At 59.8% G+C, this 24,047-nt stretch carries 16 protein-coding genes and 1 tRNA gene; 14 read left to right on the forward strand and 3 right to left on the reverse strand.

The genetic code is table 11. The features are described from left to right. Window positions 1-24 precede the first annotated feature (24 nt). From ACWA1U_RS09285 to ACWA1U_RS09315, 7 genes are all read left to right on the forward strand, one after another. Window positions 25-726, forward strand: coding sequence for an ABC transporter ATP-binding protein (locus tag ACWA1U_RS09285; protein WP_463721919.1), 702 nt, complete (start codon window positions 25-27; stop codon window positions 724-726). Next, window positions 723-2,027, forward strand: coding sequence for a UDP-N-acetyl-D-mannosamine dehydrogenase (gene wecC, locus ACWA1U_RS09290; RefSeq protein ID WP_463721920.1), 1,305 nt, complete (start codon window positions 723-725; stop codon window positions 2,025-2,027). Before ACWA1U_RS09285 ends, wecC begins: the two co-directional genes overlap by 4 nt. Window positions 2,028-2,106: 79 nt before the next feature. Further along, a complete protein-coding gene (locus tag ACWA1U_RS09295) occupies window positions 2,107-4,131 on the forward strand; it encodes a glycosyltransferase (protein ID WP_463721921.1) in 2,025 nt (674 codons plus the stop codon). Window positions 4,132-4,299: 168 nt separating this feature from the next. Continuing rightward, complete coding sequence (locus ACWA1U_RS09300) at window positions 4,300-5,859, forward strand: glycosyltransferase (RefSeq protein ID WP_463721922.1); 1,560 nt, start codon at window positions 4,300-4,302, stop codon at window positions 5,857-5,859. Continuing rightward, on the forward strand, window positions 5,856-7,541 hold the full coding sequence (locus ACWA1U_RS09305) for a glycosyltransferase (RefSeq protein WP_463721923.1): 1,686 nt from the start codon (window positions 5,856-5,858) through the stop codon (window positions 7,539-7,541). The genes ACWA1U_RS09300 and ACWA1U_RS09305 overlap by 4 nt, the downstream gene beginning before the upstream one ends. Before the next feature lie 6 nt (window positions 7,542-7,547). Then, window positions 7,548-8,183, forward strand: coding sequence for a PIG-L deacetylase family protein (locus ACWA1U_RS09310; RefSeq protein ID WP_463721924.1), 636 nt, complete (start codon window positions 7,548-7,550; stop codon window positions 8,181-8,183). Between the two features lie 4 nt (window positions 8,184-8,187). Beyond that, window positions 8,188-9,345, forward strand: a complete 1,158-nt coding sequence (locus tag ACWA1U_RS09315) for a WbqC family protein (protein ID WP_463721925.1) — start codon at window positions 8,188-8,190, stop codon at window positions 9,343-9,345. 23 nt (window positions 9,346-9,368) lie between these two features. Here the strand turns inward: ACWA1U_RS09315 and ACWA1U_RS09320 are convergent, their stop codons facing one another. Both ACWA1U_RS09320 and wecB read right to left on the reverse strand, forming a co-directional pair. Continuing rightward, window positions 9,369-10,655 carry a tetratricopeptide repeat protein gene (locus tag ACWA1U_RS09320; protein WP_463721926.1) on the reverse strand — a complete coding sequence of 429 codons (1,287 nt, stop codon included), beginning with the start codon at window positions 10,653-10,655 and terminating at the stop codon, window positions 9,369-9,371. Window positions 10,656-10,960: 305 nt separating this feature from the next. Beyond that, a complete protein-coding gene (gene wecB, locus ACWA1U_RS09325) occupies window positions 10,961-12,127 on the reverse strand; it encodes a non-hydrolyzing UDP-N-acetylglucosamine 2-epimerase (protein ID WP_463721927.1) in 1,167 nt (388 codons plus the stop codon). 549 nt (window positions 12,128-12,676) lie between these two features. Between wecB and ACWA1U_RS09330 the strand changes: the two genes are divergently transcribed. The 7 genes from ACWA1U_RS09330 (at window position 12,677) to ACWA1U_RS09360 (ending at window position 22,460) form a co-directional block, all read left to right on the forward strand. Next, window positions 12,677-12,748 (forward strand) — tRNA-Gln (locus ACWA1U_RS09330). Between the two features lie 101 nt (window positions 12,749-12,849). Continuing rightward, the gene (gene glmU / locus ACWA1U_RS09335; RefSeq protein WP_463721928.1) at window positions 12,850-14,358 is read left to right on the forward strand and encodes a bifunctional UDP-N-acetylglucosamine diphosphorylase/glucosamine-1-phosphate N-acetyltransferase GlmU; all 1,509 of its coding nucleotides are present in this window, start codon (window positions 12,850-12,852) and stop codon (window positions 14,356-14,358) included. After that, a complete protein-coding gene (locus ACWA1U_RS09340) occupies window positions 14,355-15,335 on the forward strand; it encodes a ribose-phosphate diphosphokinase (RefSeq protein ID WP_463721929.1) in 981 nt (326 codons plus the stop codon). Before glmU ends, ACWA1U_RS09340 begins: the two co-directional genes overlap by 4 nt. Window positions 15,336-15,567: 232 nt before the next feature. Further along, entirely contained in the window at window positions 15,568-16,206 is a 639-nt protein-coding gene (locus ACWA1U_RS09345; protein WP_463721930.1) for a 50S ribosomal protein L25/general stress protein Ctc, read from the forward strand. A gap of 12 nt (window positions 16,207-16,218) precedes the next feature. Beyond that, complete coding sequence (pth, locus tag ACWA1U_RS09350; RefSeq protein WP_463721931.1) at window positions 16,219-16,806, forward strand: aminoacyl-tRNA hydrolase; 588 nt, start codon at window positions 16,219-16,221, stop codon at window positions 16,804-16,806. A gap of 289 nt (window positions 16,807-17,095) precedes the next feature. Beyond that, window positions 17,096-19,756, forward strand: a complete 2,661-nt coding sequence (locus ACWA1U_RS09355; RefSeq protein ID WP_463721932.1) for a helix-turn-helix transcriptional regulator — start codon at window positions 17,096-17,098, stop codon at window positions 19,754-19,756. A gap of 7 nt (window positions 19,757-19,763) precedes the next feature. Further along, the gene (locus ACWA1U_RS09360) at window positions 19,764-22,460 is read left to right on the forward strand and encodes a helix-turn-helix transcriptional regulator (protein ID WP_463721933.1); all 2,697 of its coding nucleotides are present in this window, start codon (window positions 19,764-19,766) and stop codon (window positions 22,458-22,460) included. A 223-nt stretch (window positions 22,461-22,683) separates the two neighbouring features. Here the strand turns inward: ACWA1U_RS09360 and nhaA are convergent, their stop codons facing one another. Continuing rightward, entirely contained in the window at window positions 22,684-24,027 is a 1,344-nt protein-coding gene (gene nhaA / locus ACWA1U_RS09365; RefSeq protein ID WP_463721934.1) for a Na+/H+ antiporter NhaA, read from the reverse strand. Window positions 24,028-24,047: the final 20 nt, after the last annotated feature.

The raw sequence follows: 24,047 nt of genomic DNA on the forward strand, positions 1-24,047 counted from the left end.
GTTACAGTTCGAGCCCTTAATGAAATGTCGCTCGTGGTACATCACGGTGAATCTGTGGGAATTATCGGACGAAATGGTTCTGGGAAAAGCACCCTCACCCGACTTATCAGTGGTCGTACCCGTCCCACAAGTGGGAACATTTTTGCTTCTCAAACGCCAGTCATGCTTGGGGTCAATGCAGCCCTTGTGCCGGATCTTTCGGGTGATCAGAATGTTATCTTGGGATGTTTAGCGATGGGAATGGATAGGAGAACCGTTTCAGAAAAGTTTGACGACATCGTTGAGGTCTCCGGCCTAGGCGACTCTATCTACCTTCCTATGAAGTCCTACTCTTCCGGCATGGCATCACGCCTGCGCTTCGCCATAGCGACGTCTGTTAATCCGGAGATACTTCTCATCGATGAGGCACTCAATACGGGAGATGCTCAATTTCATGAACGCAGCAAGTTGAGGATAAGTCGGTTACGGGATCAGGCCGGAACGGTATTCCTTGTAAGCCACAGCCTGAGCACCATAACAGAGATGTGCACTCGAGTGATCTGGCTCGATAGTGGTGATCTTCTGATGGACGGCGATGCCGACACCGTGACTGCCGCCTACTCTCGTTTCACTTCCTTCTTGTCTAAGGGCGACGATGAGAAAGCGGACGAACTGCGCCGAGAATCGCGTGAATCTTTGATTGCCACCCAGGTGCTGGAAAGAACCACGGGAAGGCGCAGCGCATGAGGTTCGAATACGATTCCCAAGAAGCGAGTTTCGGGGGGGTTGAATTGAACGCAATTGGGAATGTCGCCGTCATAGGACTTGGATACATTGGGCTGCCTACCGCAGCGATTCTGGCAACTAACGGACTGAATGTGACTGGTGTCGACATCCGCGAGGACATCGTGGCGGCAGTTAATCGAGGTGAAGTACCGTTTGTCGAACCCGATCTAAGCGTTCACGTCTCAGGCGCAGTGAGCCAGGGACGCCTGCAAGCTTCCCTGGCAACGCCGAAAGCTCAGGCCTACATAGTAGCGGTTCCAACTCCTTTCCTTGAAGACAAGACTGCAGACTTGAGTTATGTGGAAGCCGCAGGTCGCTCGATCGCTCCTCAGCTGGCGGGTGGCGAGCTGATCATATTGGAGTCGACCTCACCGCCTGGAGCTACTCAGCACTTGGGTGATTTTCTAATCGGGCTTCGACCGGATCTATCTCTCGACGGTGAAGACGGCAAACCCGTGGTACTGCTCGCACACTGCCCTGAAAGAGTGTTGCCCGGACGAGTGATGATCGAGCTCGTCACGAATGATCGGATTGTGGGTGGCATCACTCGAGAAGCTGCCCAAGCCGCGAAACGGCTTTACGAGGTTTTCTGCCAAGGCTCTATCCACCTGACCGACGCCAAAACGGCAGAGATGGCGAAGTTGGTCGAAAACTCCTACAGGGATGTCAATATCGCCTTTGCTAACGAGCTTTCCCTAATCTGCGACAAGTTGAGCGTCGACGTGCGGGAACTTATTTCACTGGCTAATCATCACCCGCGTGTCAACATACTCAATCCGGGCCCAGGTGTGGGCGGGCATTGCATTGCCGTTGATCCCTGGTTCATAGTCTCTGCTGCTCCAGACGAATCGCGGCTCATTCGAACCGCACGAGTTGTAAACGACGACAAACCTAGGTATGTTTCGCAACAAGCCTGTGCTGCTGTCACCGCGATTGGCGCAACTTCCATCGCTGCACTGGGGCTCGCCTTCAAAGCAAATATCGATGACCTCCGAGAATCTCCTGCGGTTGCAATCGTTCGCGAGCTGGGAACTCGGCTTCCCGATGTCAAAATCAACGTCGTGGAGCCTCATATTAGGCAGCTTCCGCCGATTCTGAGGACGCATAATATCCACCTGACATCGCTTGAATCTGCATTGATTGACTCGGAAGTCCTTGTCCTGCTGGTTGACCACGATGATTTCCTGGAGATCCCCGCTGAATTACTGGCGGGCATGCATGTCATCGATACACGCGGTTCCCTCAGAACGGTCTTGAATTGATCCCCAGTTCATCACCGGAACCTGATGGCTGTGGCGGGGCTCGGGCGCTCCCCTCACGTTGCGTTGAAATAGGAGGAGCATGAAAGAAGTTCGCAGGGTTGCACTGGGCAGCCATGCCAAGGCACTCCTAGTAGCTTGCGCTATGTCGTTAGCTACGTTGCTGGGACTGGTTGTAGCCGGGGGTGGCGCTTCGCGTCTCGCCTGCGGACTTCTTCTTACGATGGCCTGTGTGACCTTCTTCCTCGGTGGCCTCGTGGAGCTGCGGTCGCGATTCATGCGCTCGTCGAGGAGATACTCGTCGCTTGGCGAGGGGACCCTGTGGCGTCGGGAGAGCACAGTCAAAACCCTGATCATCCGGGAGAGGGACTGGGTCCAGGCAGCACTGGAACGAGTCGGTAAGCAAGGCGCGATGCGTCATCTGCAACCGCTTGTTGATCGGCGGGGTGAGGAGGAACGGGTTGCCTTGCGTCACGCAGTTCGACTTGCGGTAGAAGCAGGAACCTGTAAAGGCCTTTTCAGTACCAATGAGCTGTTGCAGATCGTGCCCGAGATGATTCAGGATGACCCGCTAACAGCGTTCTGGTTGCTCGATGAAGCCGTGGCGCTTGAATTTTTACCCCTTACGCCTAGACGCCGGTTGTCAGTCGAACTCCGTGCGAGGGGTTATTGGGATAAAAGCCTTCAAGTACTTCGGAGCATCGCAATGGTGACCGGAACAGATCGCGACCTCACCGCGCTCGATAGTCGACAGAGTGAGCTCGAGGTGTTCCGAGGGGAGTACGTTACAAAGCTGCGCCCGAACGAGAGGATGTTAGACCCGCTTCCAGGGCACGTCCTTCACATTGTAGGGAAGGCTTTCCCGAAAAAAGAGTCGGGATATACCCTCCGGACTCACTACACCGCGCGGGCTCTGCGAGATCGAGGGTTCGCAGTGTCGGTGGTGAGCCAGGTCGGCGAGAATCCCGATCATGATCAATCTCGCTGTGAGACCTTGGAGGGTGTGACTTACTACACGCTCGCTGGGTCCTCGCGCTCAAGTCGCTCCTATCATGACTGGCTGGACGAAAATATTGAAGGAGTGCGCGAACTCGTCGAGCGAACCCGGCCAGCAGTTCTTCACGCTCATTCCGATTTCTTCAATGCCATCACAGCTCAAGCCGTTGGTAACCATTTCGGTATCCCGGTGATCTACGAGAATCGTGGGTTCTGGGAAGAATCATGGCTTTCTCGTACCTCTCGGAGGTACCGTATCGAAGATTGGGCCGAGCTCGAGCGCCAGTGGGGACTGCCAGATGCCTATACTCTGCGCCGGAATCGAGAAATTGAAGTTAGAAGCTCGAGCGCTCATGTTGTCACGCTGGCGAACAAAATGAAAGAGCACATAGTCAACTTTGGCTGTCCAGCGTCGCGCGTCAGCATCGTTCCCAATGCCGTAAGCGTAGACGAATTCCCTGTCCTTTCCGGAGGTTTTAATTTCACTCGCGAGGCCTTGAACATTCCGCAGGAGACGATAACCATCGGCTGCATCACTTCCGTCGTCGAGTACGAAGGGATTGACACGCTGATTGAAGCATTCTATGACCTCAGGGGAAAGGTTTCAGAGAAAATCCAATTGATCATCGTGGGCGATGGTGCGCATCTGTCAGCCCTCGAGGCGCTGGATGCGGAACTTGGTCGCGATGGCGTCATTTTCATGGGTCGAGTAGCCCACAATGAGATCCTTCGGTATTACGGACTGATCGATATTTTCGTGGTACCCAGGCGGCCATCGCGGGTGTGCGAACTGGTAACCCCTCTGAAGCCGTTCGAGGCTTTTTCCACTGGTCGCGCAGTAGTTATGTCTGACGTTGGTGCTCTGGAAGAGATAGCCCACGACTCAAAAGCAGCGGCGTTATTCACCGCAGGCGACAAGGTTTCGTTATCCAGTGTCCTACTCAAGTTGATCGAGGACGAGGACCAGCGTGCGATACTCGCGCGTACCGGAGCTGCCTGGGTCCGCACTGAGAGGACGTGGGCCTCTAATGCGAAGCGATACGCCGATGTCTACGCGAGCTTTGAGGTTGTCCCTACTGCAGAACGTGGTAGTCGCGGAAGCTGTGAATAAGGACCACTACGATGAGTTCAAAAGGTGAGCATTCTCGGCCGGCGCGGTTGATCGTAAGGGGTCCGCAACAACGGAAGTGAATTGAGGACGAGACGTGAGCACGCGACTTGCTTGTGCCGGCCGAAGTCTCCATGGGGTGACGATTGTGACTTCCTGTTCGAGAAACTGATGAAGAAAGAAGCGATAGTGGCTGCTCAGAAGAAGCGCGTAGTAGTGGTGGCGATGAAGCCGCAGATTCGCGGGCGCATACGGCGTAACATCATGACGTTTCTGGACATGGGGGCTGAGGTCATCATTGTTAATTCGAAGCCGCGGGATGACTTCCTCGTGGGGCTGGAGCATCCAGATCTTCACACGGAGTTTCTTGACCCGAAATCTATGGCAGTTCGGTACACCGACTGGGTTACTGAGCAGAACCGAAGGCGTCGCGCGAGATGGGACGCGTCAAAGGAGGCGCAAAGCCTGCGTAGCACGCCAGCAACGCACCAGGAGCGGAATCCACGTCGGAGATCTCCGCTGCTACGCGCGATCGATCCCCTCCTCACATCGCGCCGTGCCGTGTTCGCCGGCCGCATCCTGCTGCGCATCTGGAGGCGCGCACACAGATGGTGCATTCGCAAGGGACGTGCAGTGCGGAAGCGGCGCGATGCGCGAATTCGCGCCATTCTGCACATCTTCCATCGTCTCAATAGATTCCTCGAATTCTGGCACCTCTCGGCGCGGTACGTGAAGAAACTCTCACCGGATCTCGTCGTCAGCTCGGATTTGCCGGGATTGGTCGGAGCCAACATTGCAGCTCGCAGCTTGGGTCGACCTCATCTGCACGATTGTCACGAGCTCTATTTGGAGAGCACATCGTTCAAGCGGTTCGAGAAACGTCTTTTCGCGCCCATTGAAGCCTGGTTTATGCGTCGAGCCGACAGCGTGGTTGTCGTGAACCAGACTATTCGTGACGTGTATCGCAATCGCTACGGTGTTGAGGGGGTGGTTCTGAGGAACTGTGGACCTGCAATCCCGCAGGAGGTTCTGAGTAATCCTATGGACCTACATGTTTTGCTCGGTCTTCCGGCAGGGGCCCCGATCGTGCTGTATCAGGGCGGGCTCACCGCAGGACGCGGACTTGACGTCCTCATTGCGGCAACGGCAGGCTTCCCCGAAGGCGCGCATACGGTCCTGGTGGGAAGCGGCCATCAGCGGGAAGAGCTGGGCAGACAAGTCGAAGAACTCGATCTGCTCGACCGGGTGCACTTCATCCCCGCTGTGCTGCCGCACGAACTTCCGGCGTACACAGCAGGAGCATCCGTCGGGGTCATTCCCTATCAGCCCGTGTCAGGTAATAACCTCATGGCCCTGCCGAACAAGGTCTTCGAATATGCCGGCGCAGGTGTTCCCTTCGCGGCGTCCGACCTGCCAGAGCTACGGCGCATCGCCGAGGAGACAGGTTGTGCGGTAGTTTACAGTCCCTTCGACCCGCAGGCTCTTGCAGCCGCGGTGACGAGGATCCTCGACCGCTCGGACCACGAAACTTACCGACGCGCGGCCGCGGACTTCGGTAAGCGCAATACATGGGAAAGTGAAAAGCTGATCCTCATCTCGGAAGCAGAGCGTATCGCCCCGGCACTCATCTCGCCTCCAGAGTTGAGTTCAGCCTTGGAGGGCGCGGAAGTGAAGACGGGGAATGGATCACTCTCTCGTTCTAATAGCCCTGTTAGGCTGAGTGGGACATGAGATTTCAGAACTTCGGTGCGTGGTGCCGCCAGCTCTTTTCCGGACCGACGGGTCCGACTGACGGCTCGGAATGGGAAGTCCCACCGGCCCGATTTGAGGAAATTCAAGGGCATCTGGGCGCACAGCGTGGACAGAACGAGGGCCTCGAGAAACAGATCGCTAAGCTTCTCGAACGTGAAGCGGCATCCAATCGCCAGTTGGCTTCCATGAAGGAACGGATCGCAGCCTCAGCAGACCAAGTCGCGAAACTCAGGACGATCGTGCAGGACCAGCGGTCCCGGGTCGTGCAGGCCAATGAGAGAACGGCGCACGTCAAGGAATTGATGAAGGAGCGACTTGCGGCCTCGGCCAACCAGATCGCGAAACTTAGAGTGGCCGTGCAGGACCAGCGGGCACGAGTGGTTCAGGCCAACGAAAAGACCACTCAGCTCAGAGCGCTCCTGAAGGAACGGTCGTTACTCTACCAAGACAAGCTCGCTGTTAGCCGCGAGAAACTTGTGCTCAAGAGCGCATTTTACGACGCGGCTCGTCGTTACATTGGGATCTATCGGCAAGGTTTTCTCTTCGACGAAGTGGCCAAGTCCGATGTGGACTTCGGCGCTGACGCTTACCTTTGCTTGCTCCCCAGTACAGTTCCAGCGGGATTATCGCTTAGTCGCCTCAACGGAGGGCGTGTCTACTGCGATTGCGTCGAGAATGTCGAGGTTCATAAGCATTCTCTGGCGCCTCGCGTCCATCCGCCAACTCTCGAGATAATCAATCTCGCTGCCTTCGGATCGTTGATGGCGGTGGATGGCATATTGACTGTGGGCAATGCGATGGCCAAGACCCTGACAAACTTCGGCCCACCCGTGCATGTCCTGCCAAACTTCAGGCGCTTCGAGGAGCCTATCCCTGCTAATGAGCTGAGGGAGGCCTGTGGTCTTGAGCCAGAGGATCGGTTGCTGTTCGCGAGCGGGAACGTGGTTGTTGGGTTCGAGCCTGTCGTTCAGGCGATGGCGGCGCTGCCCTCCAACGTCCATCTAGCCGCGTTCGTGAAGCTGAAACCGGCTGACTACAACGTAGCTGTCATGAAGCAGATCGCGGATCTAGGATTGAGCGACAGGATCCATTTTTTTGACTTCGTTGAGTATTCTAGGCTCGCCTCGCTGGCCGCGGACGCTGATGTGGGCCTGATCACAAGCGATGTTACCAATCCGAACGGTGCCGTTGGCTTGCCCAATCGGCTTTTCGATTACCTCACCGCTGGGCTCCCCGTGATCGCACCACCCATGCCAGACGTCGTCGACATTGTGCGCGAGTACGGCTTCGGCAAGACCCTGGAGTGTGTGACCGCGGACAATTGGACGGAAGCCATCTCTGAAGTGCTCCGAGACAGGCATTCTTTCCGAGAGGCTGCGCTCGAGGCTAGACGTGTCTTGACGTGGGAGAATGGCGAGGATGACCTTGTTGCCTTTCTCGGGAATCCGCGAAGCGTGACCCTCATCGGTTTTCGAGATATCTCGCGCTACCAAAGATTCCTGAGGGTCACGCATACCCTCACATCTCGCGGCATCACTGTCAAAGCCCTGTTTCTTTCTGATGATCCTGCTCCGGTTCAAATAGACGGTGCAAATTTCTATCATTTTTCGAATCGGTACGGGTTGGGCGACGGGCCGATTCCAGTCAGTTCTGAAAGGTAAAGGGACGTGCTTCAGCAGAAATCAAAAATCCTTATCTTGGCGCCTCATACCGATGATGGGGAGTTGGGTTGTGGAGGGACTATCGCCCGCTTAGTTCGAGAGGGACATGAGGTCCATTACGTAGCCTTCTGTAGTTGTGACGAGAGTCTTCCGGAAGGATTGGCCGCCGGGACTCTACGCGCAGAGGTTTTGCGGGCCACTAATGTTCTCGGTATCCCCCCAGAACGGGTGAGTGTGCTTGACTTCCCTGTCCGCTATCTGGCGGATCACAGACAGGCAGTCCTGCAACACATGGTGGAGCTTAACCAGACTTTGAAACCGAAAATGGTCTTCTGCCCGACTCGTGATGACTTGCACCAGGACCATGGTGTTGTCGCCGCAGAGGCAATGCGTGCGTTCAAGTCGCGGACCATTCTAGGTTACGAGATGCCTTGGAACAACATTTCATTTGACGCCAACCTACTGGTGAAACTTGAGGAGCGGGACGTGGACTCGAAGGTCGCTGCCTTAGCTGAGTATGAGTCGCAGCGTCACCGCCCCTACATCACTGAGCGTTATATACGCGGCCTCAGCCACTCGCGCGGGGTCACAATCGGGGAAGAATATGCGGAGGCGTTTACTCTCTACCGCGGGGTTCTGTAAGAGAATGAGTGAAATTAATTTCTCCACGCTTGGTAAGCGGGAACTTGAGTCTCGCTTGGCGGAGCTGCGTGCGGTTGATGCCGATTTGGACTGGATGTCCTGGCAAGACGATGCTTACCTCTTGGACCTACCTGGGAAGTGGGAGCTGTCGCGACTGGCTGAGAAGGACGGCAGAATTGTGGGCTACGCCCTCTGCTCGGCGAAGGGGGACACCTTGTGGTTGCACCGAATAGCGGTGGGGCCCGGCAGTCGTGACGAGGGCATTGGGGCGGGCCTCCTTCGTGAGATCGAACAGTCTGCCCGCAAGCGTGGGTATGCCAGGGTGGGTTTGAAGACGCCAGTGGATAACGCGCTGGCGCGCCGGTTCTACGAGACCAACGGTTACAAGGAGGAGTCACGGAAAGCCGAGTACGTGCAATTGGAGAAGGCAATCACACCTGTGGTGGTCGGCGTTCACCAACCAAACTATCTCCCTTGGCTCGGTTATTTCTACAAGCTCAACCACAGTGATGTCTTCGTCATTCTCGACGACGTATTAGCCTCGCGAGGGGGATATTTCAACCGATCGAAGGTTTTACTCCAAGGCGAGGGCCGCTGGCTCACGGTCCCGGTGCACCGTAAGGATGGATTCATTCATCGCATGACCCCGGCCGGAGACGAATGGGTTGCGAAACATCTTTCGACTCTAAAGCACAACTACCAGCGGGCGCCCTTCTACGATGAGGTGATGCCGGGACTGAACGAGGCCATACAGTCCCATTCAGGTCGCGGGCTGGCCGAGTTAAACGAGGCGCTAATGTCGCACGTGGCATCCCAGTTATCCATCACCACGCCCGTTGTTAGATCGTCCCGGTTCGAACTTGATAGCACTGGAGGCCAGCGGCTTGTCGACCTCGTGCGTGCGGTGGAAGGCTCCTGCTACTTGTCCGGCAGCGGTGGCGATAATTACCAGGAACCCTGGACATTCGCAGCAGTTGGTCTCGAATTGTGCTACACCGGATTTTGGTGCGCGCCATATCCGCAGCAGAACGCGAAAGAATTTACCCCGGGACTCTCGGCGCTTGACGCTTTATTCAACATCGGCCCTCAAGCGACGCGCCAGCTTCTCGACGAAGCGCCTGAACCTCGACTGGCGAATATGGCCGAACAGGTCAGAGGCTGACACCCTTTTCCGCTTGGTTCTCCCTAGACGGAGCTCCCAACGGAGTTCCTGCGCCCGCAGAATACGTAGAGACGGTTCTTCCCCGCACCGATCGGAATTTCGGTGACTGCGAAGTTGTCAAAGTACTGCGAGTAACGGTCTCGGACCGACGTCTCATCATCGAAGTGGCGGACATGGCCGAAGGTGAAAAAGCTCGGAACCGAAAAGTAGCAGGGGTGACCGGCCGGAATTTTCGCGATCAGTGCTTCGTCTTCGAGGACGTGCTCCAACACTTCCGTGCATACGATCGAAGTTGTAGGAGAGCAATGGGGGAGCGCGGACGCGATTACATCGACTACACGAAATTCAGCATCGGGCACTTGCCGATTGTTGGCAGAACGAATTGCGACTGGGCTGTAATCGACGCCAAGGTAAGGGACAGTCATTCGCGACCTGAGATATTGCGCGAACTGTCCGGGTCCGCACCCTAGATCAAGAACATTCTGGGCGCTATGCGAGTCAAGAAGGTCGCAGATTAGCGAAAAATGTTTGGCGTGCTCGAGTGTGGCTCCATCTTCCCTGTAGTGGTTGTCCCTCCCATACACGTCGTCGTAGTAATCAACTGAGACGACCCCTCCCTCGGGCGGGCCGGAGGCTGTCCACCGGCTCAATTCGTCAACTACGGCGCTGGCCGCGGGATGATGTGGCTGGAGCGCGGCCACACGAAGATACCGCTCCCGTGCTTCGGGGAACCGTTCCGCCTTCATCAGGCCAGCGGCGTGCAGCATCTGTGAAGGAACGTGATCGCTTTTTAGTTCTGCGACGATGCCGCGGTGGAAAAGTTCGGCCTGCGAGTTGCCTTCTTGGGCGGCTAGTTCCGCCAAAGCCACATGTCCTGACACTTGCTGTGGATCAAGTTTTACGAGTTGCCCATATGCCTGCTTTGCAGTATTGAAGTCCCCTTGCTCTTTTGCGAACCGTCCCAAGACCGCCCACGCAGCCACAGATTCTCGGTCAAGCTGGGTTGCTCGAAGGAAAGCAGCGCGAGCTTCATTAGCTTGAAGCGCCTCGTTCAGTGCACGGCCAAGAAGAATCTGGAATCGCCCTATTTCTGGCGCGTCCTCGGTGGCCCGGCGCAATTCTGCAATTGCCTCGTGAACGCGACCTTCGTCCATCATTACCTGGCCCAGCGTGGCCCTCCACCCAGCGTTACTGGGATTAGCAGCGACGGCGTCGGCAATTAGGTTCACGGCGGTCTCCGTGTCCCCGGATTCTAAGGCTTTTCGTCCGGCAATATACAGATCGGACGCATGCGGCTTGTCCTTGGTCAAGGTACTCCTCTGGGCATCTGGGTATGACCGAGATTAGCACCCGCCCACGAGACTGAGCGAGGCAGTGAAGAACATCGGCTTGAGTGCGTGCCCACTTCCTGAACACCCTGCCCCTGGAGCCGTGCAAGCGAAGCGCCTCGACGGAAGTTACGAGGTAGTCAGGCACGATTAGCGGCGACACGGTGCTGCTGGCCGTCGCAACCCTATACGCGAACCCTGCACTGCAACAGGCGAAATACTCTCCTGCAGAGAGGGAAAACTGGCCATGTTGACGTTGTTCATCGATCCGAGCGGGCCGCAACGGTTCAGCGGGAGGGTCGCATGTGGTCGTGCCCGGAGAATTCAGCAACTCTCTGCCCGAGATTCAACAGCTGCGACAATGCTGCGATAGATCGCGCGGCCGCCCGTCCATCGCCGTACGGATTGACGGCATTTGCCATGGCGTCGAAGCGCGTCGGTTCATTCAGCAGACGGTCCACTTCTATGACGATTCGGTCCTCGTCCGTTCCAATGAGAAGAACCGTTCCTGCGTCTACTGCTTCAGGCCGCTCAGTGTTCTCACGCATCACCAGGACTGGCTTGCCGAGACTGGGCGCCTCCTCCTGAACCCCCCCTGAGTCGGTCAGAACGATGTGGGCAAGTGACAGCAAACGAGTAAACTCGCCGTAAGCGAGCGGTTCAGTGACGATTACGTTTGATTTCCCCTCGAGTGATGGCAGTACTGCTTCTCGCACGACCGGGTTCTTATGTGCTGGAAGTACAATTACGAGGTCAGGTTCCAAATCCGCGATTCTCGCCAACGCCCTACCGACGCCGCGCATTGCATCGCCCTGGTTCTCGCGTCGGTGCGTCGTGACGAGAAGAATTCTTTTGCCGGATGCTGCGAGGTCCTCAAGCCTTTCATCGGAGAACGGTACGTGTTTTTCCACCGTTGTCAGTAGAGCGTCTACGACGGTGTTACCGGTAACGACAATGTCCTCCGCCGGCACATTCTCCGCTATCAAATTCGCTTTACTGGTCTGTGTGGGTGCTAAGTGCAGGCTGGCGATCTGCGAAGTGATTTTCCGGTTGGCTTCTTCGGGGAATGGGGAAAACAGGTCTCCCGAGCGCAGGCCAGCTTCCACATGGACCACCGGAATACCGTGATAGAAAGCAGCGATCGCTCCAGCTGTGGAAGTTGTGGTGTCACCCTGAACAATTACCGCGTCAGGTTTGGAGGACGTGAAGAGCTTGTCCAGACCATCGATTGTCTTGGTCATGATCGAATTCAGCGTCTGTCTCTGTTGGAGGATATTCAGATCATGGTCCGGCAGAATTCCGAACAACTCATTCACCTGATCGAGCATGACTCGATGCTGACCGGTCACGGTCACGACGCATTCGAATTGCTCCGCGCCTTGGAGCGCTTTGATGATGGGTGCCATCTTGATGGCTTCGGGACGGGTGCCGTAAATGGGCATGATTACGGGCATGAGTGCCCCCTCACTACTTGAGACCTTAATGGTGCAACCTTATCCCAGTAACACCAGCGCGAGGATTAGCACGGGAATTGCTACCACAACCAGCACAGTTAGAATCAGCGCAATCGCCCGCTTGCGGCGATACGAGGGCACTCCCGTTTTTGTAATCACTGACGCAGGAGTATCCGGCTCAGCGCGGGGTTGGTCGTGCGCACCTGTACGGCGCTGGCGACGTCTGATGGCTATCGGCGTTGCAGGCGCCCGCTGGACTCTTCTTCTGGAATTGAGGTGCCGTGCTGCAGGTAAGGGTGACTCGCGATCGACCAAGGGGTGCACCTCCGGTTCTCCCTGCCACTGGTTCTGCACCACTATATTGAATGGATTGGTTGGCGCCCGCGCCAACTATCTAGGAGGACAACTCAAGGACTTCGTTGTACTCGTCGTCTCAGGGGCAGGCAACTCAAGGCCACAAAGTGCAACCGGCTGAGTCGCAGGATGCCGCTCAGACATGGCAAACTGGGTAGTCGCGTGCACTGGGCCGGAATCACCGGACGCACGCGGTCCGCCCTGGTGTAATGGCAGCACCCCAGCCTTTGGAGCTGTGGAGTATAGGTTCGAATCCTATGGGCGGAACGGCTGACGTCCGCGGCACGGATAGGATTGCATCGAGCAGTTCAACGAGCGTGGCAGATGGGTCAGCGAGCGTTCAACACAGGCAAGGAGCGGCCCTCTTCGTGAGCCACGAGAACCAGCCCGTACAGGGGTCAACAACCCCAGCAGCAGTGATAGTCCTGGCGGCCGGAGCCGGTACGCGCATGAAGTCCCGGACCCCCAAAATCCTCCATCGCCTCGGCGGTACCTCAATGGTGGGCCATGCACTCGCTGCGGCCCGCGGGCTTCAGCCGCGTGAGCTCGCCGTCGTCGTGCGCCATGAACGCGACCGCGTCGCTGCACACATCCTGGAACTGGATGCGGGAGTGCAGATCGTGGACCAGGATGACATCCCGGGCACGGGGCGCGCAGTGCAGATTGCCCTCGAAGCCCTAGACGCCCGGCACCGGGTCGAAGGAACCGTCGTCGTAACTTATGGCGACGTGCCCCTACTGGACACCGCAACGCTTCAGGAACTGGTGCGGGTCCATGAACGCGGCGGCAACGCCGTCACCATCCTGACCGCCGTGCTTGAGGACGCCACAGGTTACGGACGCATTGTCCGGGCGGCGGACGGCACCGTCACGGGAATCGTTGAGCACGGGGACGCCACCGAAGCACAGCGCGCCATCACCGAAATCAATTCGGGGATCTACGCGTTCGACGCCGCCGTGCTCCGGGAAAGCCTCACGCACGTTGACACCAACAATGCTCAGGGCGAGATGTATCTCACTGACGTGCCGGCCGTTGCCAGCCGGGGTGGCGGCAGTGTTGCCAGCCGGGGCGGCGGGCGCGTTGCCGCCGTCGTCTCCGCTGACCGGTGGCAGGTCGAAGGTGCCAATGATCGCGTCCAGCTCGCCGCCCTCGGTGCCGAGCTGAACCGCCGCACGCTGGAACGCTGGATGCGGGCGGGAGTGACGATCGTCGACCCTGGAAGCACCTGGATCGACGTAGGGGTGCAGCTCGATGAGGATGTGACCATCCTTCCCGGCACCCAACTGCACGGGAACACTCAGGTGGCGCGCGACGCCGTCGTCGGCCCCGACTCCACGCTCACCGACGTCGTCATTGAAGAGGGGGCGAAGGTTGTGCGCACGCACGGCAGCGGGGCGCGGATCGGCCCCGGAGCCTCGGTGGGGCCGTTCACCTACCTGCGGCCCGGCACGGTGCTCGGTGAGGCCGGCAAGATCGGCGCCTTCTACGAGACCAAGAACGTCACCATCGGCAAGGGCTCCAAGCTCTCCCACCTCGGCTACGCCGGTGACGCCGAAATTGGTGAGAACACCAACATCGGCTGCGGAAACATCACCGCGAATTACGACGGCGTCAACAAACACCGCACAGTCATCGGCAGTGAGGTCCGCACCAGTTCAAACACGGTGTTCGTCGCTCCCGTGAGTGTTGGCGACGGAGCCTACACCGGCGCGGGTGCGGTGGTCCGAAAGGACGTGCCGCCGGGTGCGCTGGCGCTCAGTGTCTCTCCGCAGCGCAATACCGAAAACTGGGTCCAACAGAAACGTCCGGGGACCGCGGCAGCCGACGCCGCGGCACGTGCCATTGAATCATCGACGGAAGAGAGCAATCGTTCATGAGCGAGATCACTGCACGCGGGGAGAAGAAGCTGGTCCTCGCCTCGGGGAGGGCTCACCCGGAGCTGGCTGAAGAGATCGCAGCGGTGCTGGACACGGAGCTCCTGCCCGTCTCCGCCTACGACTTCGCCAACGGTGAGATCTACGTCCGGAGTGGGGAGAGCGTCCGGGGCACCGACGTCTTCGTGATCCAGGCGCATCCGGCTCCGCTGAACAACTGGCTCATGGAGCAGCTGATCATGGTCGATTCGCTGAAGCGGGCCTCTGCCAAGCGCATCACGGTAGTCTCACCGTTCTACCCCTACGCCCGCCAGGACAAGAAGGGCCGCGGACGCGAGCCGATTTCCGCCAGGCTGGTAGCAGACCTGTACCACACGGCCGGCGCGGATCGCCTGATGTCCGTTGACCTGCATACCGCGCAGATCCAGGGCTTCTTCGATGGGCCGGTGGACCATCTGATGGCCATCCCGCTCCTCGCCGACTACATCCGCACCCGGGTGGACGCCGACAACATCACCGTGGTTTCGCCTGATACCGGCCGTGTCCGGGTCGCCGAGCAGTGGGCTGAGCGCCTCGGCGGCGCACCGCTTGCGTTTGTGCACAAGAGCCGGGACCTGACCATGCCGAACCAGGCGGTCTCCAAGACGGTTGTTGGCCAGGTCGAGGGGCGCACCTGCGTGCTTATCGACGACATGATCGACACCGGAGGAACCATCTCGGGCGCGGTGAACGTGCTGAAGAGCGCCGGGGCTAAAGACGTCATCATCGCTGCCACCCATGCCGTGTTCTCCGATCCGGCCGCACGCCGCCTCGCTGAATCCGGCGCACGGGAAGTGGTGGTCACCAACACCCTGCCGATCGGCCCGGAGAAGCGTTTCCCGCAGCTGACGGTCCTGTCCATCGCTCCGCTGATTGCCCGGGCAATCCGCGAAGTGTTCGACGACGGCTCAGTCACGAGCCTCTTCGACGGCAACACCTGAGCAGTCCCCCCTGCCCAGTTATGCGATTGAGGGCGGCGGGCCCTATTGCGGTAGCATTACTCCCTGATGCCTAGGCGAGGGAACTCTCTGGTGAATTCCAGAACGTGTTCCGTGATCGACGGTGGCTAGCGGCTTTCCTGAAGAGCGTTCCTGAACGCGGTTCTGGAGGTCCTGGACTTTCGTTGCATTCGCCGGTACGTCCAGAAGACCATCCACAAAACCAGGAGACATCATGTCCGAGCAAAAGCTCCCCGCAGAATTGCGCACCGACTTCGGTAAGGGTGCCGCACGCCAGGCCCGCCGCGCCAACAAGATTCCCGCAGTCATCTACGGCCACGGCGCGGATCCCATTCACATCCTCCTCCCCTCGAAAGCCACCACCCTGGCAGTCCGAAACTCGAACGCCCTCCTCAGCGTGGACGTTGACGGCGAAGAGCACCTTGCGCTCGCCAAGGATGTGCAGCGCAACAGCCTCAAGCAGATCGTCGAGCACATCGACCTGCTCACCGTACGCAGGGGCGAGAAGGTCACCGTCGAGGTCAACATTCACGTTGAGGGTGAGCCCAAGCCTGGCGTAGTCACCAACCTCGAGCAGACCACCGTAACGGTTGAGGCTGAAGCAACCCACCTGCCGGAGTCGCTGACCGTCAACCTCGACGGCCACGGCGTCGGCGACCACGTCTACGCCTCCGACATCCGCCTCCCGAAGGGCGTTACCCTGCTGACAGAAGCTGAAACGCTGATCATCAACGTTTCAGCTCCTGTCACCCAGGACCTCGGCGAGGAAACTGAAGGCGAAGCTGGCGAGTCCGCTTCTGAAGGCTCTGCCGAGGGCGACACCGCTGAGGCAAGCGAAGAGTCCGACAGCTAAGAATCCGCTTACGTGGCTGATAACACCTGGCTGGTAGCCGGGCTCGGGAATCCCGGGCCCGGCTACCGCGGTAACCGGCACAACGTTGGCCAGATGGTTCTGGACGTGCTGGGCGCAAGACTCGGCGGGAAGTTCGGATCCTCCAAAGCGAAAGCAACGGTACTCGAAGGACGGCTCGGCATCGGCGGGCCGCGGCTGGTGTTGGCGAAACCCCTGACCTACATGAATCTCACCGGAGATCCCGTCGGCGCGCTCGCGCGTTTCTATGGCATCCTCCCCGGGAACGTGGTTGCTGTGCATGATGAAATCGACATCCCTTTCAACACCATCAGACTCAAGGTCGGTGGCGGCGAGGGAGGCCATAACGGATTGCGGGACATCAGCCGAGCGCTGGGCACCAAGGATTACGCCCGCGTGCGGGTGGGTGTGGGCCGTCCGCCGGGACGTCAGGAAGCAGCCGATTACGTCCTGAAGGATTTCAGCACGGTCGAGAAGAAGGACCTCCCCATTCTCCTGGAAGAAGCAGCCGACGCCGTAGAAGCGCTGGTGGCTGACGGGCTTCTGAACGCCCAGCAGAAGTTTCATTCCGCGGGCAAATAGCGATAAACTTGTTTTAGCAGTCCGAAGCGGAATTCATCCGCGGTTGACTGCACGGCCTGATGGCCCCAAAAGCGGGGGCCGACGTTGGGCGGCCTCTGAGACTGGGCCACCCCCATCCCAACGTCGGTCCCTTTTTTGCGTCCTCCTAAATGCCGTATGCGCTATATCACAAACGGGCGTAGTCTTAGTCCTCAACGCAACGTGTTGGGGCGGACTCGATGAAAAATTGTGTTTCAGCCGGCGTCGACAATGACCTGTCGATCCCGGGGGATGCTCCCGTTCGGCCTAAATGCCTGAACGGTTGGGGATTCGGCAGACCAAGATGCTGAACGTCCACGGCGAATGGCCGCTGGTCGGACGTGACGGCGAACTCAGCGATGCCCGCGAGGCATTGCTCGACCCCGGTTGCCGTGGCGTCATCATCGCGGGGCAATCCGGCGTAGGAAAGACCGCCCTCGCCCAGCGGACTGCCCGGCAGTTGGAAGAGAACTTCGAACTTGTGTACGTGCGCGGATCCGTCGTCGCGAAGGGCATGCCGTACGGTGCGTTGAGCTTTGTGCTGAGCGACCTGGAAGAAGCTATCGCGGACAACCCGCTGATGCTCCTGCGTGGACTTCAGCAGTTGTACGAGCGCAGGGAAGACGGCCGGCAGACGCTCATCCTCGCTGACAACCTGGAAGACCTTGATTCGTCCTCTTCCATGGCCATCACCCACCTCGTGAGGGTGGGAGCAGCCAAACTCATTGCCATCTGCCAGAGCGTCGATGATTCCCCGGAAGATTTCTGCGACCTCTGGAAAGATGGCGCGTTGCGCCGGATCGATCTTGGCCCGCTCGGGCTGGCTTCCACCACACGGCTACTCTCAGCGGCACTCGAAGCGCCTGTTTCCCGGTCGGTAGCAGCGAGCATGTGGCATACCACCGGCGGAAATCCGCTCTTCCTGCAGGCGCTGGCGCGCGAACAGGTGGATTCCGGCGAGATGCTGGAGCGCGACGGCGTTTGGGTCACCAAGCTTTCCAGCTCACCGAAGGCGCGTAGGCCGGTGTCGGATTGGATCGTCGTCCGCCTTCGCCGCCTTCCCCCCGAAGAAAGGGAAGTGCTTGAACTGGTGTCGGTGATGGGCGCCATTCCGCTGGAGCTGTTGCTCCGCTTTGTCGCGTCCGCCGCCGTCGATGACCTCCAGCGCAAGAAGATCCTGCGCCTGGATTATGGAGACGTCCCCTTGGTCCAGGTAGCCAACGGTCTAGTCAGTGACGTGGTTCGTGCGCAGGTCTCCTTCGGCCGGGGCCAGGAACTGCTGCGAGCCCTCGCCCAGGAGTCCCGAAACTGGAAGATGCCCGCCATCGCGCTGATGAATTACGCATCCTGGTGCCTGGACTGCGGCGCGGACATAGACGACGAGAACCTCCTGGAGGCTGCCGTCCTCGCCAACAGGCACTTCGAGGCGGCGACAGCTCTGCGCTTTGTGCGAGCCATTCCGGGGTATTCATCCTCCGCAAGAGCAGTGATGGAGGAGGCCCGCGCGCTGGGGGCCGACGGAGACATCGATGCGGCCCTCAGCACACTGGAACAGTTCTTCTGGAAGTTCCCGGCACTGGAACACCGTGAGTGGATAGAAGTGAGTGCGCTGCAGTGCAGGCTGCTTGCGAGAAGTCCTTCCCGTTGCTCGGAGGCCGAACGACTGCTCGTGGAAATCCGACGGCGGCTGGCAGCCGAGGAAACGACGTCGGGCGTTGAGGAAGTGCGGCGCCAGGTCGACGTGCTGACGGCGGAGCTCGCCGTGTACAACGGACGCTACGCGGACCTCATCGGAGAGTACGGCGATCTGCTGGATGAACCCTTCGGGAACCAGAACAACCTTGAACTGCTCGGGTGCCTGGCCGAAGCGCTGGCGATGACCGGCAGGCAGGAAGACGCCATCGAGCTTGCTCTGAGGGTACGGTCCCGGCTGGCGGATACGAGCACGGATCCGCTCGTGCTGGAAGCGGCAGCTGTGCGGGTCTTCACGCTCATGATGCTCTCGGGCCGCTGGGAGGAATGCCTGGCACAACTCGCCGGCCCGGTGGTGAGCACGAGAAACTCCGCGTACGACGGGTCGGCCACCGAGTTCGCAGAAGGCTGCCTGCTTGCCTATGGGGGCCGCGGCACGGAAGCACTCGACAAGCTCCTCCCTGCGCTCAGCCAGCTTAGGGTGCGGGACCGCCATCAGATGCTGCCGCTGGCGGAAGCGACGACGGCGTACGCCTACGCGCTGGTGGGCGAAGTTTCTGCCTCCCAGGAACACCTGGCCCGGGCACGGTACCGCTCCGAGCGATTGTCCTGGCATTCCCGCCGGGCAGTGGACTACTTCACCACACTTGCTGCCTCGGCGACCGACGCGCCGCTGGACGTCGCCAAACGCATGCTGACCCTCGCCGACGAGGAAAGGGCCGCTGGCAACCATGGGCAGGAACTCATGTTCCTTTGCCAGAGTGTGCAGCTCGGATTGGAAACCGCTACCGACAGGCTGGTTTCTTCGGCGCTCGCCGTGCAGGGACCATACGCTGAAGTGGGCGCCCTGTACGGGAAGGGCATCGGATCGCAGGACATTCACCAGCTTTTGCTGGCCGCGAAGATGGCTTCGGAGATCGGGAACCACCGGCTCAGCGCCGACGCCGCGCGGATCGCAGGCAAGCTGGCGGAGGACAGCGGCGATCACTCCACCGTGGCTGAGGCCGAGAGGGTCCTGCGCCGCGTAGGTGCTCCCGGCGTTGCGGGTCGCAAGGCGGCCCTCGATGCTCTGACCGAACGTGAGCGCGGTATTGCGGTGCTCGTAGCGCAGGGTCGCTCTAATCGTGATATAGCTCAGATCATGTGTGTTTCGGTTCGGACAATCGAAGGACACGTTTACCGGCTCTTCTCGAAGCTTGGGGTGTCCACGCGCAGCCAGCTGGCTCTGCTACTGGAGTAACGGAGCTATGGCTGAACTATCGGAGGACGTGCAGGCACTCGTCGGCCGCAGCGATCTGATCGATGAGATAGCAGCGGCATTGGCGGGTCCGCACTATCTCGGCGTGCTCCTCGTGGGAGAGGCCGGCGTCGGCAAGACGGCGCTCGCGCACGCGGTGACCCGTCTCCTCGACGGCACGGCGGCCGTCCTGCCCATCACTGCGAGCCCCTCGCTGCGCAAGGTGCCATACGGTGCCCTCTCGCCCTACCTCCGTTCTTTATCAATCAACGACGTCGGCTCTTCCGTGGCCGTATACCGAAGCATCATGACGCACCTGGATGCCAGCAGCAACGGCAACTCGAAGATGCCGTTGTTCCTCGTGGATGACTCCCACGAACTCGACGACAGCACCAGCGTGCTGTTGTCCCAGCTCGTGGCTGGGAGACGGGCCCGCATCCTCGCGCTCGCCCGCAGTACCCCGGGCCCGACGTCGGAGCTTGCCTCCCTGTGGCAGGACGGTCTGGTCCATCGATACGACCTGCAGCCGCTGACAGCGCCGCAGGCGCAGGAACTCTGCGAGCGGGAATTGGGCGGTAACGTACTGGCAAACGTCGGCGCTACGCTTGGCCAGACATCGGGCGGGAATCCGATGTTCCTGCTGGCATTGCTCCGGCAGGGTCGGAGGTCGGGCTACCTCCACTTCCGCAACGGGGTGTGGCGCCTGGTTGGCCATGCGCCGCCGCTCGATGTCAGCCTGGTGGACCTCATCAAAAGCAGGTTCCGCAGGCGGACCGAGCAGGAGATCGTGGTGGTGGAAACCCTTTCCCTTGCTGAGCCCATGCCCCTGGAAGCCCTCGTCCAGTGTGCTGAACAGGCGGCCGTGTCTTCCCTTCACGAGGACGGATTGGTCACCATCTCCGATGACCGTGACCGCGCAGTAACCCTGAGCCACCCGCTCTACGGCGAGGTTATCCGGCAAAATGTACCAGCGGGCCGCAGCCTCATGATCCGCCGGAAGGTCCTGGGCCTCTTTGACCGTGACTCCAGTTCGGCGGATGGGTTCCTCCGGTTTGTTGCCTGGGGACTGGATTGTGGCTCTCCGCCCGAAGAGGAAATCCTGCTGCGCGCCGCCGTCGTGGCTAACCGGCTATTCGACGCCGATTTCGCGTTGCGCGCCGCACGTGCCGTCCACAACCCAGACCTCCGGGGCAGCGCCCTTGTGGAGATTGCCCGGGCGCAGATGACGCGGGGAAACCTCCGCTACGCCCGCGAGATTGTGGATGAGGTCCTGGACCAGTGCGAGAGCTTGAGGCTGGCCAAGGAGGCTTCACTGCTCTCGGTTGCGATGAGGGTCCTCGAACCCAATCCGGCGGAAGCCATCCGGATGGATGCCGCGCGGTGGGAGCGGATCGCCGAGAAATTGGCGCAGGACCAGAATGCGCTGGAGGACCCACGGGCGGGCATCCGCATCGGATTGTCCAGGAACGGTTACCGCATCCTGGAGTCCTTCGCCCTCAACTATGAGGGCAGGTTCGCTGAAGCCGAGGTGCTTTTGCGCAGCATTCTCGCTGACCCGTACTGCAGCGAGGAGGTGCGCCTTGCCGGTCGGACTCTCCTGGGCGAGGCACTCGGTTCAACCGGGCGTGCGATCGAGGGAGCCCGGAACACGACCGATGCCCTGGAAATCATCGAGATGAACGGCCACCGGTATGTGGCGCACTGGGAATTCGTCAGCGCGCGGCACTTCCTTTCGCTGGTTCACGGGGGATGCTGGGAAGAGATCGATGAACTGCTGAACCGCTTTGTCAGGCCAAAGTCCGGGGGGACCCGGCAGTTCAGCGGAATGGTCGAGTTGATCGAGGGTTTGATAGCGCTGCGCAAGGGACTGATGCGCACTGCTCGCACCAGCCTTATCCTCGCCGTCGAGGGCCTGCGGGAGACGGACCAGAATCAACTTCTTGCGATGACCCTTGGAATCGCTGCCTTCTCCTGCGCTATGGTCGGTGACACCACACGCGCGCGGAGCTTCATGACGGACTTCGCATCGCAGGCGTGCACCGGTACAAAACAGGGTCACCTGTTGGGCAAGATCCACGTGATCGCAGCGAATGCGTTGTTCCAGGGTGCTGCGCGAAGTATCGAGGAACTGCGCACCATTGCCGACCAGGCTGAGGCAGAGGGCATGCCCGTCCTGGCGGCACAGGCCCTCGAATTGGCAACACGCCTCGGCGATGAACACTGTCTGGAGCAGTTGGCCCGGATCACCGAGTTCTTCGAAGGCGGGGAAGGACCCGTCCTGCACGCAATGGCGTCATCTGGAGCACGGAAGGACGCCGCGGGGTTGGTCAATGCGGCGCACCTGGCGCAGCAGACCGGTTACCTTCTGATCGCGGCGGAGTGTCTCGGAAAAGCGGTCAGGGTGCTCGCCCACCGGGGAGAGGAACACAAGTCCCGCTCCGTTCAGCTGCAGCTTAGCCAGATCGTCACGCAACTGGAGGGGCTGCAGAGTCCGCAGTTCACCGATGTCAGCTCCACCGCGAAACTGACGCAGCGCGAACAGGACATCTCACGCCTGGCGGCGAACGGTTTCAGCAACCGGGAGATCGCCCAGGAGCAGGGAGTTTCAGTGCGTACGGTTGAAGGGCACCTTTACCGTATTTTCGCCAAGCTGGGCATCACCAGCCGGGAGGAGCTGCCCGGCGGCGAGCAACCGAGTACCGTCTGAGTAGAAGATCCCCTCGGGCAGGTAATAATTCAAGTACCGGGTACTCGTGACCCCCACAGGGCGCTTCCATAGAGTTATCAGTGGAGCCGGCGATGTAGTAGCCTTCCTGAGACCAAGGCTCGTCCCCAGCCGTCGTCGGCTCCCTCAAACTCCCCGTCGACTCAGCAGAAATGACGCGTAAACCGCCGAGAATCAGCTATTACTGCTGACTCGATGCCAACCGTCAGCGACGGTTCTCTTCCTCGAAAAGGTCCGGGATGCCGTCGTCGTCGGCGTCGACCTTCTCGGCTTCCTCGATGAGCCGGTACCGCTTGTTGCGGGAGCGCAGCACACCCGTCGCCAAAAGCGCGGCCACCAGAGACGCAGCGAGGATCGCGACCTTGGCGTGGCTGTTCGGATCGGATCCCTGGTCGAAACTCAGGTCATTGACCAGCAACGAGACCGTGAAGCCAACTCCGGCGAGCAGCCCGACGCCGAGCAGGTCAACCCATCTCAGGTCCGGGTCCATGGTGGCGCGGGTGGTCTTGGTGACAACCCAGGTGGTCAAGAGGATGCCGATGGGCTTGCCGACAACGAGGCCCAGCACAATGCCGAGCGTCACCGGGTCGCTGAAGGCCGAGACGAGGCCCTCCACTCCACCGATGGCCACGCCCGCAGAGAAGAAGGCGAATACCGGCACCGCGAATCCCGCTGAGAGCGGGCGGAAACGGTGTTCGAACGTCTCGGCGAGGCCGGGCTTGTCCTCGCGCGGTTCCATCGGTTTGCCGTCCTTGCCCTTGCGGAGCACCGGCACCATGAAACCGAGGAGCACGCCTGCGACAGTCGCGTGCACACCCGACGCGTGCATCAGCGCCCAGGCGACGAAACCGATCGGCAGGAGGATGAACCACGCTGCCGGCATTTTGCGGCCGAAGAACTTCGGGTTCTTTTGGGCCAGGAAAGCGAAGAGCGCCAGTGGAACGAGCGTCAGCAGCAGGAACGTGAACTCAACTTCCGCGGTGTACACGAAGGCGATGATGGCGATGGCTATCAGGTCATCGACGACGGCGAGCGTTAGCAGGAAGATGCGCAGCGCGCTCGGCAGGTGGGAACTGATCACGGCGAGGACAGCCACCGCAAACGCAATGTCCGTCGCCGTCGGAATCGCCCAGCCGCGCAGGGTGTCGGGGGAGTTCAGATTGACCAGAACGTAGAACAGTGCGGGCACGATGACGCCGCCCACGGCCGCTGCTACCGGAACGATTGCCCGCGCTGGGCTGCGCAGGTCACCCGCAACGAATTCGCGTTTGAGTTCCAGCCCCACCAGGAAGAAGAAGATGGCGAGGAGCCCATCAGCCGCCCAATGCCCGACCGAGAGTTTCAGGTGCCACGGCTCGTATCCGAACTCGAAGTCGCGAAGGGCAAAGTAGCTCTCCGACAGGGGGGAGTTGGCCCAGATGAGCGCAATTGCCGCCGCGATGATCAGCAGGATTCCGCCGACTGTTTCCTTGCGGAGAATCTCGCCTATCCGCAGGTGTTCTGTGTAACTGGACCGTCCGAGGACGTTCCGGGGTTGATGACTCGACACGAGCGGCTCCTTTATGGCAG

The sequence above is a fragment of the Arthrobacter sp. TRD_SC_6 genome, assembly GCF_055361185.1.

What these genes read in the sequence shown, in the direction of transcription:
- ACWA1U_RS09285 (WP_463721919.1), top strand. Translation starts at nt 25, where the DNA reads ATGTCGCTCGTGGTACATCACGGTGAATCTGTGGGAATTATCGGACGA.
- wecC (WP_463721920.1), top strand. Translation starts at nt 723, where the DNA reads ATGAGGTTCGAATACGATTCCCAAGAAGCGAGTTTCGGGGGGGTTGAA.
- ACWA1U_RS09295 (WP_463721921.1), top strand. Translation starts at nt 2,107, where the DNA reads ATGAAAGAAGTTCGCAGGGTTGCACTGGGCAGCCATGCCAAGGCACTC.
- ACWA1U_RS09300 (WP_463721922.1), top strand. Translation starts at nt 4,300, where the DNA reads ATGAAGAAAGAAGCGATAGTGGCTGCTCAGAAGAAGCGCGTAGTAGTG.
- ACWA1U_RS09305 (WP_463721923.1), top strand. Translation starts at nt 5,856, where the DNA reads ATGAGATTTCAGAACTTCGGTGCGTGGTGCCGCCAGCTCTTTTCCGGA.
- ACWA1U_RS09315 (WP_463721925.1), top strand. Translation starts at nt 8,188, where the DNA reads ATGAGTGAAATTAATTTCTCCACGCTTGGTAAGCGGGAACTTGAGTCT.
- wecB (WP_463721927.1), bottom strand. Translation starts at nt 12,127, where the DNA reads ATGCCCGTAATCATGCCCATTTACGGCACCCGTCCCGAAGCCATCAAG.
- ACWA1U_RS09340 (WP_463721929.1), top strand. Translation starts at nt 14,355, where the DNA reads ATGAGCGAGATCACTGCACGCGGGGAGAAGAAGCTGGTCCTCGCCTCG.
- ACWA1U_RS09345 (WP_463721930.1), top strand. Translation starts at nt 15,568, where the DNA reads ATGTCCGAGCAAAAGCTCCCCGCAGAATTGCGCACCGACTTCGGTAAG.
- ACWA1U_RS09355 (WP_463721932.1), top strand. Translation starts at nt 17,096, where the DNA reads ATGCCTGAACGGTTGGGGATTCGGCAGACCAAGATGCTGAACGTCCAC.
- ACWA1U_RS09360 (WP_463721933.1), top strand. Translation starts at nt 19,764, where the DNA reads ATGGCTGAACTATCGGAGGACGTGCAGGCACTCGTCGGCCGCAGCGAT.